15 protein-coding genes are annotated in these 12,422 nt (G+C 36.5%); all 15 read right to left on the bottom strand.

Going from position 1 to position 12,422, the window contains the following annotated elements:
• Positions 1 to 32: 32 nt before the first annotated feature.
• The 15 genes from WC460_03860 to nrdR all read right to left on the bottom strand — a co-directional run bounded on the left by WC460_03860 (position 33) and on the right by nrdR (position 12,365).
• Entirely contained in the window at positions 33 to 887 is an 855-nt protein-coding gene (locus WC460_03860; GenBank protein MFA5188471.1) for a thrombospondin type 3 repeat-containing protein, read from the bottom strand.
• An 80-nt stretch (positions 888 to 967) separates the two neighbouring features.
• A complete protein-coding gene (gene rsmA, locus WC460_03855) occupies positions 968 to 1,837 on the bottom strand; it encodes a 16S rRNA (adenine(1518)-N(6)/adenine(1519)-N(6))-dimethyltransferase RsmA (GenBank protein MFA5188470.1) in 870 nt (289 codons plus the stop codon).
• 142 nt (positions 1,838 to 1,979) lie between these two features.
• Complete coding sequence (locus tag WC460_03850) at positions 1,980 to 2,321, bottom strand: DUF2304 family protein (protein ID MFA5188469.1); 342 nt, start codon at positions 2,319 to 2,321, stop codon at positions 1,980 to 1,982.
• Positions 2,322 to 2,400: 79 nt separating this feature from the next.
• Positions 2,401 to 3,075 (bottom strand): glycosyltransferase family 2 protein, encoded by a 675-nt coding sequence (locus WC460_03845; GenBank protein MFA5188468.1) that lies wholly within the window; start codon positions 3,073 to 3,075, stop codon positions 2,401 to 2,403.
• Positions 3,062 to 4,006: an NAD-dependent epimerase/dehydratase family protein gene (locus tag WC460_03840; GenBank protein ID MFA5188467.1), complete on the bottom strand. Its 945-nt coding sequence runs from the start codon at positions 4,004 to 4,006 to the stop codon at positions 3,062 to 3,064. Before WC460_03840 ends, WC460_03845 begins: the two co-directional genes overlap by 14 nt.
• 2 nt (positions 4,007 to 4,008) lie before the next feature.
• Entirely contained in the window at positions 4,009 to 5,103 is a 1,095-nt protein-coding gene (prfB, locus tag WC460_03835) for a peptide chain release factor 2 (GenBank protein ID MFA5188466.1), read from the bottom strand.
• A 30-nt stretch (positions 5,104 to 5,133) separates the two neighbouring features.
• The gene (locus WC460_03830) at positions 5,134 to 5,478 is read right to left on the bottom strand and encodes a four helix bundle protein (protein MFA5188465.1); all 345 of its coding nucleotides are present in this window, start codon (positions 5,476 to 5,478) and stop codon (positions 5,134 to 5,136) included.
• A gap of 142 nt (positions 5,479 to 5,620) precedes the next feature.
• A complete protein-coding gene (locus tag WC460_03825; GenBank protein MFA5188464.1) occupies positions 5,621 to 6,346 on the bottom strand; it encodes a hypothetical protein in 726 nt (241 codons plus the stop codon).
• A gap of 204 nt (positions 6,347 to 6,550) precedes the next feature.
• Positions 6,551 to 7,816: a trypsin-like peptidase domain-containing protein gene (locus WC460_03820; GenBank protein MFA5188463.1), complete on the bottom strand. Its 1,266-nt coding sequence runs from the start codon at positions 7,814 to 7,816 to the stop codon at positions 6,551 to 6,553.
• Between the two features lie 67 nt (positions 7,817 to 7,883).
• Positions 7,884 to 8,111, bottom strand: coding sequence for a hypothetical protein (locus WC460_03815; GenBank protein ID MFA5188462.1), 228 nt, complete (start codon positions 8,109 to 8,111; stop codon positions 7,884 to 7,886).
• 52 nt (positions 8,112 to 8,163) lie between these two features.
• Positions 8,164 to 8,469 (bottom strand): MGMT family protein, encoded by a 306-nt coding sequence (locus tag WC460_03810; protein MFA5188461.1) that lies wholly within the window; start codon positions 8,467 to 8,469, stop codon positions 8,164 to 8,166.
• 26 nt (positions 8,470 to 8,495) lie between these two features.
• Positions 8,496 to 9,191 (bottom strand): anaerobic ribonucleoside-triphosphate reductase activating protein, encoded by a 696-nt coding sequence (locus WC460_03805; protein MFA5188460.1) that lies wholly within the window; start codon positions 9,189 to 9,191, stop codon positions 8,496 to 8,498.
• Between the two features lie 331 nt (positions 9,192 to 9,522).
• A complete protein-coding gene (nrdD, locus tag WC460_03800) occupies positions 9,523 to 9,651 on the bottom strand; it encodes an anaerobic ribonucleoside-triphosphate reductase (protein ID MFA5188459.1) in 129 nt (42 codons plus the stop codon).
• 71 nt (positions 9,652 to 9,722) lie between these two features.
• Positions 9,723 to 11,768 carry a ribonucleoside triphosphate reductase gene (locus WC460_03795; protein MFA5188458.1) on the bottom strand — a complete coding sequence of 682 codons (2,046 nt, stop codon included), beginning with the start codon at positions 11,766 to 11,768 and terminating at the stop codon, positions 9,723 to 9,725.
• A gap of 90 nt (positions 11,769 to 11,858) precedes the next feature.
• Positions 11,859 to 12,365, bottom strand: a complete 507-nt coding sequence (gene nrdR, locus WC460_03790; protein ID MFA5188457.1) for a transcriptional regulator NrdR — start codon at positions 12,363 to 12,365, stop codon at positions 11,859 to 11,861.
• Positions 12,366 to 12,422 lie beyond the last annotated feature (57 nt).

Below are 12,422 nucleotides of genomic sequence, written 5' to 3'. Positions count from 1 at the left end.
CAAAAGGCTTTTTATTTTTCTATTTAAAATTTTTAATATTTGCCTATTGTGTCCAAAAATACTTTTTGCAAAGTCTGATCATCTATTTTATCCAAATCAGCCTCAGACATTCCTTGCTTGATCAATTCATCTCTGATTTGCTGCGGAGTTAAATTTTTTAAAGTCTCAATTGCCGCGCTCTTTTCCTCTGGCTGCAGTTGGCTCAAATCAGTGGCTTGCCCGTTTCTAATCTGATCAAAAGTATTTTGCAATTCAGGGTCATCAATGCCCAAATCCTGCAAAGTAATTTCGCCTGATAAAAGCTGGGTTTCCAAATTTAAAATTGCATTCTGATCCAGGCTTGCTAAATCTGGCTGGCTGGCAGACGAGTCTTGATTTGTATTTATATTATCCCCTGCAGAAGTAACAGTGCCTGCTGTTTGTAAGGCAGTGCAATCCTGGCCTTGGGCGCAATTAGGATCAGTGTTATTTAAAACTTCCTGCTTATCGCTAAGGCCATCTCCATCAGTGTCTTCGTTATAAGCATTGGTATGGTAAATATATATTTCTTCATAATCATTCAGGCCGTCCAAATCACTATCCTGGCTTTTTAATTTATCAATATCTGCCTGGCTTAAATTTTGGTTGGTATTTTCATTGCCATTAATTAAATTAAGCAAACCATACTGGTCCCTTAGCTGGCCTCTTTTTTCCCTTAAATAACTGTCTGCTAAAGGCGACTCCAGATTTTTCTTAAACTGCAGGTAACCCAAAACTAGGGCTGAAATTGTAATTAAAATCAAAAAAAACAGGAAGAACTTGTCAATGGGAGTCTTTTCAATTTTTTCACTTATTTTTTCAGTTTTTCCCTCAAGAAATTCTTTAATTTTTTCTTTACCAAAGGCCATTATATTTATCTTTTAAATTTTAAAACTTCCTGGGCCTTTCTCTCAGATCTCTGAATATAATTATAACACAAAAAGCTTCTTTAAACTACAAATTTCTGATAAAGGTTGAGCCAATCACTCAAAGCCAGGTCTTGAGCCCTGATTTTTGCACTTAACTTAGCTGTTTTTAACCTCAAAATGACTTCATCTTTAGGTATCTTAAAACCGGCTGATAAATTATTCTGCAACTGTTTTCTTGGCGAACTAAAGCCAAATTTTACCATTTGCCAGAACTTATTGGCTGCAAATTGCATGTTTTTGTCTAAAATTTGGCTTATTTCCGGCGCCAAATTTTGCGGCCAAAACACAATTTTTAAAATCGCACTATCTACCTTTGGCTGGGGATAAAAATTTTCCTTGCCAACATAGCCAATTATTTCTGGCTGGCCATAAAGTTGCACTGATAAGCTTAAAAGGCTCATCTCCCCTGGCTTGGCTGTGATTTTTTGGGCTACCTCTTTTTGCACCAGAACAACCATTAGTTTTGGCCTCGGCTCATAAGTTAAAAATTTTCGCAAAACCGGTTTTGTGATATTATAGGGCAAATTCGCCACTACTTTGTAACCAGCCTTTTGGCAATCAAGCAGGTTTGCTATTTGGCTGTTTTTAATCCTCAAAATATCACCTTCAAAAATTTCCAAATTTTTCTGATGAGCAAATTTTTGCTTTAAAAAAAAGATTAGACGCTTGTCTAATTCTACACTTAAAACTTTTTTTGAATTTTTGATTAAATCTTCAGTTAAAATTCCCAGACCCGGGCCAATTTCCAAGACATTATCATCATTTTTCAAATCAGCTGCTGCAACAATTTTTTTTAAGATCTCTTTATTGATTAAAAAATTTTGCCCCTTGCTTTTGCTCGGTCTAATTCCATATTGTTCTAAAAGATATTTAATTTCATTTATTGTCATGCCTAAATAATTTTAATATTCATTATTTGCCTGCCTGCCGTAGCCTTGGCGAAGGCAGGTCATTTGTCATTTGAATTTAGAATTTATTTTGTCTTTTGAATTTTGAAATTGTTTTGTTTTTTGGATTTTGATTTTTGTTTTTCTAAGATTGCTCATCTTCCTCATCTTTGGATCCCAAGGCGATTTTGCGCACAATCTTAGTCACATCTTTATCAATTTTATCCATTCGCACCAATATCCTGAAGACTAGATAAAAAAGAATAAGGATGGAAATGTAAGTCACTAAATCCACACCGCGTCCGACACCGACTATATTGGCCACCATTGAAGTTGTATCAGGCAAAATTACCACAAAACCGACCAAAAACCAAAAAATCGTCCAGAGCACAAATTCCTGCAGAGAAATTATTTTATCGCGGTACCGAAGCGCGACTTTAATCACCACGTAAATTATAAAGAGGATTAAAAATATCTGAATAATCATGGGTTTGAAATAAGAAATTAGAAACTAGATAATTAAGGATTAAATTTTTTATTTAAGTTTGAAATTAAAAAATTAATTTTCATTTTCCAAATATTTTCGCAAAAATTAAATCACGGATAATTTTAAAACCACTAGTAAATTTCTGACCATACTGATTGTAAACAATTTCTACCGGCACTTCAGTGTAATTTAAATCATGCGCTCTGACCTGATCTAAAATTTCCGTGGCATGAGCCATGTTATCCTGAGTAATTTTAATCGTTTCAGCTGCTTTTCTGGAAAGCGCGCGAAAGCCATTGTGCGCATCGCTTAATTTAATTCCCGTAAAAAACCAGTTGAAAATTATGGCCGGTTTTAGTATGAAATATTTTTTTGTCCAGGGCATTTTTGATTTTTTTCCTAAAAAACGCGTGCCAAATACAATCTCAGCCTGCCTGTCTAAAATTGGATTAATGATGCGGTAAATATCCTTGGCCTGCATCTGGCCGTCAGCGTCAAAATGCACAATTATCTCAGCGCCATTGGCTAGAGCAAACTCCGTGCCGGTCTGCAAAGCCGCGCCTTGGCCGCGATTTACCATGTGTTCTAACATATAGCAATTTAAAGCCTTAACAATATCCCCTGTCCTGTCGGTTGAGGCATCATTTACAATTACAATATTGGGCGTTAATTCTTGAACGCTTTTAATTACACCAAAAATATTTTCTTGTTCATTGTGGGCTGGAATAATTATCCAAACTTTATTGTCTATCATAATTTTGTTTAAACCACTCAACTGTTAATTTTATACCCTGATCTAAGCTGATTTTGGGCTGCCAATTTAAATATTTATTAATTTTATCAATCGCCAAACAGCTTATGCGCTGTTCTCCCAGCATGGCCGGCCCATGCTTTTCTTCAACTTTCTTATCAAAAAAACCGGCTGCGACTAATTTGAGAATCTGATTAACGGTGTTTTGCTGGCCAGTAGCCACATTATAAATTCCAATATCTTTTACAGTCATTGCCAGCAAATTGGCTCTAACTACGTCGTCAACATAAACATAATCACGCGTTTGCAGACCATCGCCATTAATAATCGGCTGTTCATCTTGTAAAATTTTATTAATAAAAATTGAAACTACTCCAGCTTCGGCTAAACTATTCTGCCGTGGCCCGTAAACATTGGCATAACGCAAAATAGTATAATTCAGATTAAATACACGACGATAGTAATACAAATAATTTTCAATTGTCAATTTGGCTACGCCATAGGGACTAACAGGTTTAGCTTCATAAGTTTCCGGGGTAGGAACAATTTTTGCTTCGCCATAAATTGCTCCGCCAGTTGAAGAAAAAATAATTTTTTCAATCCCGTATTTGCGGCAGTTTTCTAAAATATTCAAAGTGCCTAGAATATTTGTCTTGGCGTCAAAAACAGGATTATCAACTGATTTGCGCAAATTCACTTGAGCGGCTGTATGAAAGACGTAATCAAAACCTATGTCTTTAAACAAATCTTCAACTTTTTTATCTTGAATATCAAATTTGAAAAAATTTGCTCCAGGATGAATATTCTGCCTTTGTCCTGTTGAAAGATTATCAATAATATAAACCCGGCAGCCTTCGGAGATTAATATATCGGTTAAATGCGAACCGATAAAACCGGCGCCACCCGTGACTAAAATTTTACTTTTTCCTTCCATAATTATTTTTGCTTTAAATATGCCTCCACAAATCCTTCCAAATTTCCGTCCAAAACCGCATCTACGTCAGCTTTTTCAAAATCAGTGCGATGGTCTTTAACCAGATGATATGGCTGCAAGACATAAGAGCGAATCTGATTGCCCCAGACAGCTTCTGTAAATTCGCCGCGCAGCTGTTTTTTTTCTGCTTCAATTTTTGTTTCTTCCAGCTTTTGCAATTTTGATTTTAAAATTTTTAAACAGCGCTCTTTATTTTGGGCTTGTGAACGCTCGCTTTGGCAAGCAACTACAATTTTTGTCGGCAAATGAGTTACCCGTACTGCTGTTTCAGTTTTCTGCACATTTTGCCCGCCATGGCCTGACGCGCGATATGTATCAATTCTTAAATCTTCTGGCTTAATTTCCAAATCAAGCTCTTCGTCAATTTCCGGAATAACTTCAACCAAGGCAAAAGAAGTATGGCGCATTTTTTCTGCGTCAAAAGGTGAAATGCGCACCAGACGATGCACGCCATTTTCTGATTTTAAATTGCCATAAGCATAATTTCCCGTCACTTCAATAACTACGCTTTTTATACCAGCTTCTGACCCAGAATTTTGATCTAAAATTTCTGTTTTAAAGCCTTTTTTGTCGCAATAGCGCAAATACATGCGCATTAGCATTCCTGCCCAATCCATGGCATCAACTCCGCCAGTGCCCGCATGGATTGCCAAAATCGCATTGCTTTTGTCATGTGGCTCTCTAAATAAAAGGAAAAATTCTAATTCAGCAAATTCTTTTTCCAATTCCAGATACTTTTTTTCAATTTCCTCCCTTAAGCTTAATGACTGATCTTTCTCATCCATTTTTGCCAATTCTAAAGCTTCCTCAATTTCCTTTTTAAGTTTCTGCCAGGTTTCTGTTTCTTTTTTTAAATCACTGGCTTTCTGGCTAATCGCTTTGGCCTTATCTTGCTCCAGCCAAAAGCTAGGCTTGCCCATCATGGCTTCTAATTTTTCAATTTCCTGCATTTTTTCCTCAATGCCAAGAAAGCCCCAGGCTTCTTTTATTTTTTGCTGCAAATCTTTAAGTTTTACGATCAATTCTCCTTCTTTCATGATTTAGTAAAAAGTTATAAAGTAGAAAGTTTATAAAGATTTTATTAATCCTGATAATATTTTTGAAATTTCTAATGCCATATTATAATTTTTTTCAAAATCTTCTCTTGAAATATATTTTAATTCTAAAGCTAAATATAACATTGATCTTGCTTCTCCGCACGAACCCTTGGCCATATATAAAAATCTTATAAATTCCTTGTTTGTTTTTCTCTCAAATCCTTCGGCAATATTATTCATAATTGAAATAACAGCTCTTTGTATTTGATTCCTAAAACTATAATCTATGCATTCTTTAAAACAAGCATAGGCAGAAATGACTAATTCTTTACTTTTTTGCCAAGCAATAATATCCTCAAATCGTTCAAATTTCATAATATTTTCTTTATACTTTATAAACTTTATAACTTTCAAACTTACCTTAATTCTAACAAAAAAAAGCTCCTTTGAAAAGAGCTAAATTAAAAAGAAAAGCGGCACATTGATTATCAATGCGCCGCACGTAAAGTTATGAGTGTCAGACTTGACCATGCTGGGCAAAGTCCAGAGCCGCAGCATAATCCTCTTCTATTTGGCATTCCTGCTCGATAATTTCTTCCTCTGCCAAAGATCGAAATTCATTCCTCTTCTCATGACGGGCTCTGCGAATTTTCACCCGGCAATTTTGAATGCCGCGTGGCTTTCGCCCGCAATTCCGCCTAGAGGAACCCATGAATCTCGGAGGCGTCCCCTCCTCATATATCTGCTTGGGACGTTTTGGCAATGGAAATTGTTCCTGGGGATCAGGTTCCTTCATTTCCTCAGGACACCAGGTATCACTCGGCCAATGCAGATCGGCCGAGATTCCGATGAATTCATCGAGCTTTTCAAGGTTGGCGAAATATCGCCCGCTGATTGTAAAACTCAGCTCGTCTGGTTCTTCCATCTCACCCTCTCGGTCAAAGTCCGCCTCTGCTTGAGCATCCCATACGGAAAGCTCCCGATTCATGGCGTCAGACCTGGCCTTTTGCTCACGCTTTACCAGTGTCCAAATCTCATCCAGATCTGGATCAGCGGCTGAAAGCAAATCTTCGACGCATCCGTCCAAACGAGCAATCGGTTCCTTGCATCTTTCATCGGCATATACCCCATCAATGATGGGGACTTCGCAGAGATGCCTAGAAATTATCTTTCCAAAAACACCATTTTGTTCTACTTCCTCGCGGAAGCACCCGCCCAGATCGGCTAATTCAAATTTTCTCATCCAAATCCTCCTATTTTTGAGCTTATTACTTGTTAATTTACTAGATTTGTTATTATAGCATATTTATATAATTCAGTCAAGTATTAAGGCCCATTTGTGGCTAATATTATACAAAAAAACAGCCCCATATTGCGAGACTGTTCTTTTTACAATTCAACAATTTATCAGTTTAATAATTTAATCATTTAACAGTTTAACAATTTATCAATCCTTCCTTTCCTCCAATTTAACCTTAACAGTCTTTTCTTCCCCTTTGTGTGAAATCTTAAGTTCAACTTCATCGCCCGGCGCATATTTTGCCAAAAGTCTGGCCAATGAATGGCTCTCATCAATTTTCTGGCCATTTATTTCCAAAATAATATCATTTTCAACCAAGCCCGCTTTATCAGCCGGAGAACCAGGCACCACAGCCAGTTCATCTGCTGTCTGGCCTCGGGAAATTAAAGCGCCATAATCAACTGATAATTTATTAGCCTCAACAATTTCTTTATTGATAAGAACATAACGCACACCCAAATATGGCCTGACAATTTTGCCAGTTTTTTGCACGCTCTCTATGTCTTGTTTGGCTTCATTGATCGGTATGGCAAAGCCAACTAATTGGCCTGATTGGGAAATTGCGGTATTCATGCCAATGACCTCGCCTTTTAAATTTAAAAGCGGACCGCCTGAATTGCCCGGATTAATAGCTGCATCAGTCTGGATCGCTTCTTCCAGAGTTTCTGTAAATCCCTGGCCGCCAGCCTGGACTGTCCTGTTAATCCCACTAATTACACCTCTGGTAACAGTATTTCTATATTCTCCCAGGGCATTGCCAATCGCAATCACTGTTTGGCCAACTTCAATATTATCAGAATCGCCTAAAGTTAATGGGGTTAAATCTTTGGCCTCTATTTTTATGACCGCCAAATCATTTGTTGGATCTTTGGCTAAAACTTTAGCCTCATATTTTTTGCCATCATTGGTTAAAACAGTATAACTTGCGGCATCATCTGCCACCACGTGTTTGTTGGTAATGATTAAGCCATCATTGGAAACAATAAAACCAGAACCACCGCCAATCTCCTGCTTTTGCGGCTTTTGATCTTGAGAAGGAGCAGGCTGGGCAGGTTCGCCAAAATTAAATTGAAAAGGAAAACCAAGCTGGAAAAAATCATTAAAATTGGGAGTCTGCACAGCGCTGACTTCTTTGGAAATAATTATACTGACAACTGAAGGTTGAGTTTTTTTAACTGCGCTGATAGTTGCCGCTTCTAAGTCAATGCCGGAGGTGCCTGCATTATTAGTCAAATTAGAATTATTCTGCTCTTGGGATTGAATATTTAAAATACCCGCCTTGCCTGAATTATTTAAAATTAAAAAAGTTGTGCCTGCTCCGGCTAAACCGCCAAAAATCAAACTAAAAATCAAAACCAAAACTATTAAATTTTTAGAAAAAATTTTCTCCTGACTATTATTTTGTGCAAACATAATTTTACCCAATTAAAGACAGGAAAAATAAATTTTTCCTGTCCCTTAATTTTTTAAATAAAAATTTTTAAAGTGAAGTATCTTCTTTTTCTTCTGCTTGAGTTTCTATTGGTTCAGCTGGAGTGGCAACTTCTGGAGTTTTTTCTTCTGCCTTTGGCGCTTCTTCAGTCTTATCTTCAGCGCATTTATTACATGTTTCTGGATCTGAAGCAGATGGCTTAATGCCCATTAATTTGCCAATGGTATTATAAAGAAAACCTTCCAAAGGCGCCCCGCATTTTTTACATTTTTTCATATAGTTCCTTTTAATAGTCAAAACCTGGACAGATTTTAACTAAACTTTAAATTTAATTAAAATTATAAAGGACATCAGTAAAATTTAAAATTTTACCTGCCTTTATTTTTATACCCTCATTTTGCAACAATTCTGTCTTTTTGGCAATACCCAGGCGATAATTGCCGATCTGGCCATCACTTTTGACTACCCGATGGCAAGGAACCACGATTATATTTAAATTTTTATGTACAGCATTTCCTACAACACGCGCTAAACGGCTATTACCTATTTTTAACGCTAAAAGGCCATAAGTTGTTACTTTCCCCTTGGGGATTTTGTTAACTAAAGATAAAATCTTTTTTTCTAAAATCGTCATTTTAATTCATCTCAAATATCTTAAATCTAATTCCTGATTTCACAATTTTTAACGTATTTTAAGGCTATTTCTCTTAATTTTTGCAATTCAGCCTCGGTAAAAGCCTGCTCTTGCGCAAAAGAGGGATCCAGAGTTTTAAAATTTCTAAAATTTTGCAAATAGTAATTTTTTGCGCCAGTAATCATTTGCCCGATTTTTGCCATCTCCTTTGGGTCATGAAATTTTGGCAAAACAGTTGTTCTAAATTCATATGGCAAGTTCCCTGCCAAAATTATCTTGATGCTTTCTTCTATATTTTTAAAATCAGATTTTACATTTGTAATCTCCCCATATTTAGCAAGCGAAGCTTTAATATCCATGGCAATATAATCTATTAAATTCTGGGCTAGTAATTCTTTTAAGAAAGCGGGGTTAAACCCATTGGTGTCCAGTTTAATTAAATAACCCAAAGACTTAATTTGAGCTAAAAAATCCTTTAAATCCGGCTGGATTAAGGGTTCACCGCCACTAATGCAGACAGCTTCCAAAATCCCTTTTCTTTTGCATAAATAATCTAAAATTTCTTGGGCAGAAATAAACTCTCGGCCGGGTTTAATTTCTACCAAACCAGGGTTATGGCAAAAACCGCAATGAAAATTACAGCCAGCTAAAAAAATCGTAGCTGCTAAATGGCCAGGATAATCAATTAAAGTTATTTTTTGCAAACCGCCGATCTTTAACATAGATACTAATTTACTAATTTAATACTAATTATACTAATATTTGTCCAATTTATAATTTACAAAACTACTAAAAACTAATTTGTAATATTTGTATTGAATTTGCCTTTGCAAACCGTAGTCCCGCCATGCGGAACGAAGGTTTGTAAATTAGCCGGGTATCCTTATTCGTAGTTTCATTTTAATTAAAAAAACCAGTCTCTGCAAGGAGAATACAGTTAACTCATAAGAGTGCCAAATTATCTGACGCTTTTATGGGTTAACTGTACCCAAAATTTCTGCGCGGACTGGTTTTTATCTTTAAAGAACTAGACTGTCCTCCTTTAAGGAACCATTACCCGGCTAGCTGCTTGTTATATTCTTTTCTGTCTGCAAATTCTGCTCTTTTCCCCTTGTTCCACTGATTGACAGGGCGAATATAGCCGACTACTCGGGAATACACCTCACAGGGTGTGCGTTGCATTTTTGTATTCATAATAATTCCCCAGTTTTGCCTATTTGTTAAAAATAGACAAACTTATTTAAATATTTTTATTAGCTCGCTGAATGGATACTGCCAACTTTTTCCACATAACCTATTTCCGCGTCGCATTTTGGACAAAAATAATGCTCACCTGCAATATAACCATGAACCGGACAGACAGAAAATGTAGGTGTAATTGTATAATACGGCAAATGGTAATTTTCTGCAATCTTTTTCACCAATTTTTTAGTTGCTTCAATGGTTGGTAATTTCTCGCCAATAAAGCCATGTAACACTGTACCTCCAGTATAGCGCGTTTGCAGGCCATCCTGCAAATCAAGCGCTTCAAAAATGTCATCAGTATAATCAACCGGCAAATGCGAAGAATTAGTGTAATAAGGATCTGCCCCGCTTTCACGATAAGATTTTTCATTGGCTGCAATAATATCCGGATATTTCTGTTTATCAATTTTGGCAAAGCGATAAGTGATACCTTCTCCAGGCGTAGCTTCTAAATTATACAAACTATTGGTTTCATTTTGGTAATCCATTAATTTTTCCCGCATAAAATCCAAAACTTCTTCTGCAAACTTATGGCCTTCTTCGGTGGTAATATCTTTGCCAAGCAAATTTAAAGCCGCTTCATTCATCCCATTAATGCCAATGGTATTAAAATGATTTTTCCAGTATTCGCCGAATTTACTTTTAATATCCTGCAGATAATAACGGGAATACGGATACAGGCCATCGTCAGTAAATTTCTCTACTACCTTGCGCTTCATATCTAAACTAGTTTTAGCAATATTCATCATCCGCTCTAATTTTTCCATAAATTCACCTTTATCTTTTGAAGTATAGCCTAATCTCGGCAAATTAATAGTCACTACGCCAATTGAGCCGGTCAAAGGATTAGCCGCAAAAAGTCCGCCGCCTCTTTTTCTTAATTCCCTGTTATCCAAGCGCAAACGGCAGCACATAGAACGCGCATCTTCTGGTTTCATATCGCTATTAATAAAATTGGAAAAATATGGGATGCCATATTTCGCTGTCATTTCCATGATTTTATCAACTACTTCATTATCCCAGCTAAAATTCTTGGTAATATTATAAGTCGGGATTGGAAAAGTAAAAACACGCCCGCTCGCATCTCCTGCAGTCATAACTTCCGTAAAAGCAATATTAATCATATCCATTTCTTTGGCAAATTCCTTATAAGTCTTATCCTGGAATTTACCGCCAATCACGACAGGCTCGTCTTTCATCATGTCTGGAATAATCAAATCCATCGTTATATTGGTAAAGGGCGTTTGAAAGCCAACGCGTGTTGGCACATTCATATTAAATAAAAATTCCTGTATGCATTGCTTCACTTCGCCGTAAGTTAAATTATCAAAAGCAATAAAAGGCGCTAAATACGTATCAAAGCTGGAAAAAGCCTGAGCGCCTGCTGTTTCGCCTTGTAAGGTATAAAAAAAATTCACGATCTGGCCCAAAGCTGTTCTAAAATGCTTAGCTGGCTTAGAAGAAACCTTCCCCATTACCCCGCCAAAGCCTTTCATTAATAAATCACGCAAATCCCAGCCACAGCAATAAGCTGCCAGAGTCTGCAAATCATGAATATGAATATCCGCATTTGAATGTGCGTCTCTGACTTCTTGCGGATAAACTTTGTGCAGCCAATAATGGGCTGAAACAGCCGAAGCAACATGATTATTCAAGCCTTGCAAGGAATAAGCCATATTGCTGTTTTCTTTAACTCGCCAATCACTTTGCGCCAAATAGCCTTCCATTAATGCATCAGAATCTATCAAAGTCCTCAAATCACGGATCTGAGCGTGCTGTTCACGATATAAAATATAAGCCTTGGCTGTTTTAATCTGTTTATTTTTAATTAAAATTTCTTCAACTAAATCCTGCACTTCTTCAACTGCCGGAATAGTTCGCTCATGAAATTTTTTATTCAATTCCTTTTCTACTGCCAAAGCTAACTTTTTCGCCTTTTTCTTATTAGGATCACCAATCGCCTCCATGGATTTATATATAGCCAATTCAACTTTGCTTAAATCATAATCTACAATCCGATCATCGCGCTTTTTAATTTTTGTAATCTTTCCCATGTTTTTATATTGATAACTTAAACACAAATTTATTATTCTGCTTTCATCCAAGCTCAGCAGACTAATCCTAATAAACAAATATGCAAATATTTAATTTTTCACGTTCTTTCGTGTAAATTTTTCAGAGTTTGACCCCCTATTTTTCTTTTTGCCAAAAACAGCATTGATTTCTTTTTGAAATGTCTGCAAATCTTCAAACGCCCGATAAACTGAAGCAAATCTTATATAAGCGACGGGGTCTTTTTTCTTTAATTCCTTAATAATTATTTCCCCGATTTCCTGGCTGGTAATCTCGCTTTTCTTCAAAGCCTGAATATTTCTTTCTATTTTATTAACTAAAATTTTAAAAGCTTCTTCAGAAATTGGCCTTTTTTCAAAAGCTTTTTTCAAGCCTTGTTCAACCTTATCACGGGAATAGCTTTCTTTGTGCCCGTCCCGCTTAATGACCATTAAATCCAAGAGCTCAACTTGTTCATAGGTACTAAACCGAAAACCACATTTTAAGCATTCCCGCCGTCTTCTTATGGTTATTTCGTCAGAAGCCACGCGGGAATCTACGACTTTTGTCTCTTTATAATTGCAGACTGGACATTTCATGCTTTTTTTAAAGAAGCAAAAGCACACTTGCAAAAGGCAATTTTGCTTTTACTACAA

Source organism: Patescibacteria group bacterium (genome assembly GCA_041651155.1).
In the GTDB taxonomy this organism is placed as follows: Bacteria; Patescibacteriota; Patescibacteriia; order CAIXNZ01; family CAIXNZ01; genus JAPLYF01.
The sequence above is the reverse complement of the archived record's forward strand: the minus strand, read 5'-3'. Positions and strand labels throughout refer to the sequence as shown.

What these genes read in the sequence shown, in the direction of transcription:
- WC460_03805 (MFA5188460.1), bottom strand. Translation starts at nt 9,191, where the DNA reads ATGTTAAAGATCGGCGGTTTGCAAAAAATAACTTTAATTGATTATCCT.
- prfB (MFA5188466.1), bottom strand. Translation starts at nt 5,103, where the DNA reads ATGAAAGAAGGAGAATTGATCGTAAAACTTAAAGATTTGCAGCAAAAA.
- WC460_03820 (MFA5188463.1), bottom strand. Translation starts at nt 7,816, where the DNA reads ATGTTTGCACAAAATAATAGTCAGGAGAAAATTTTTTCTAAAAATTTA.
- WC460_03795 (MFA5188458.1), bottom strand. Translation starts at nt 11,768, where the DNA reads ATGGGAAAGATTACAAAAATTAAAAAGCGCGATGATCGGATTGTAGAT.
- rsmA (MFA5188470.1), bottom strand. Translation starts at nt 1,837, where the DNA reads ATGACAATAAATGAAATTAAATATCTTTTAGAACAATATGGAATTAGA.
- nrdD (MFA5188459.1), bottom strand. Translation starts at nt 9,651, where the DNA reads ATGCAACGCACACCCTGTGAGGTGTATTCCCGAGTAGTCGGCTATATT.
- WC460_03830 (MFA5188465.1), bottom strand. Translation starts at nt 5,478, where the DNA reads ATGAAATTTGAACGATTTGAGGATATTATTGCTTGGCAAAAAAGTAAA.
- WC460_03825 (MFA5188464.1), bottom strand. Translation starts at nt 6,346, where the DNA reads ATGAGAAAATTTGAATTAGCCGATCTGGGCGGGTGCTTCCGCGAGGAA.
- WC460_03860 (MFA5188471.1), bottom strand. Translation starts at nt 887, where the DNA reads ATGGCCTTTGGTAAAGAAAAAATTAAAGAATTTCTTGAGGGAAAAACT.
- WC460_03850 (MFA5188469.1), bottom strand. Translation starts at nt 2,321, where the DNA reads ATGATTATTCAGATATTTTTAATCCTCTTTATAATTTACGTGGTGATT.
- WC460_03840 (MFA5188467.1), bottom strand. Translation starts at nt 4,006, where the DNA reads ATGGAAGGAAAAAGTAAAATTTTAGTCACGGGTGGCGCCGGTTTTATC.
- nrdR (MFA5188457.1), bottom strand. Translation starts at nt 12,365, where the DNA reads ATGAAATGTCCAGTCTGCAATTATAAAGAGACAAAAGTCGTAGATTCC.
- WC460_03810 (MFA5188461.1), bottom strand. Translation starts at nt 8,469, where the DNA reads ATGACGATTTTAGAAAAAAAGATTTTATCTTTAGTTAACAAAATCCCC.
- WC460_03845 (MFA5188468.1), bottom strand. Translation starts at nt 3,075, where the DNA reads ATGATAGACAATAAAGTTTGGATAATTATTCCAGCCCACAATGAACAA.
- WC460_03815 (MFA5188462.1), bottom strand. Translation starts at nt 8,111, where the DNA reads ATGAAAAAATGTAAAAAATGCGGGGCGCCTTTGGAAGGTTTTCTTTAT.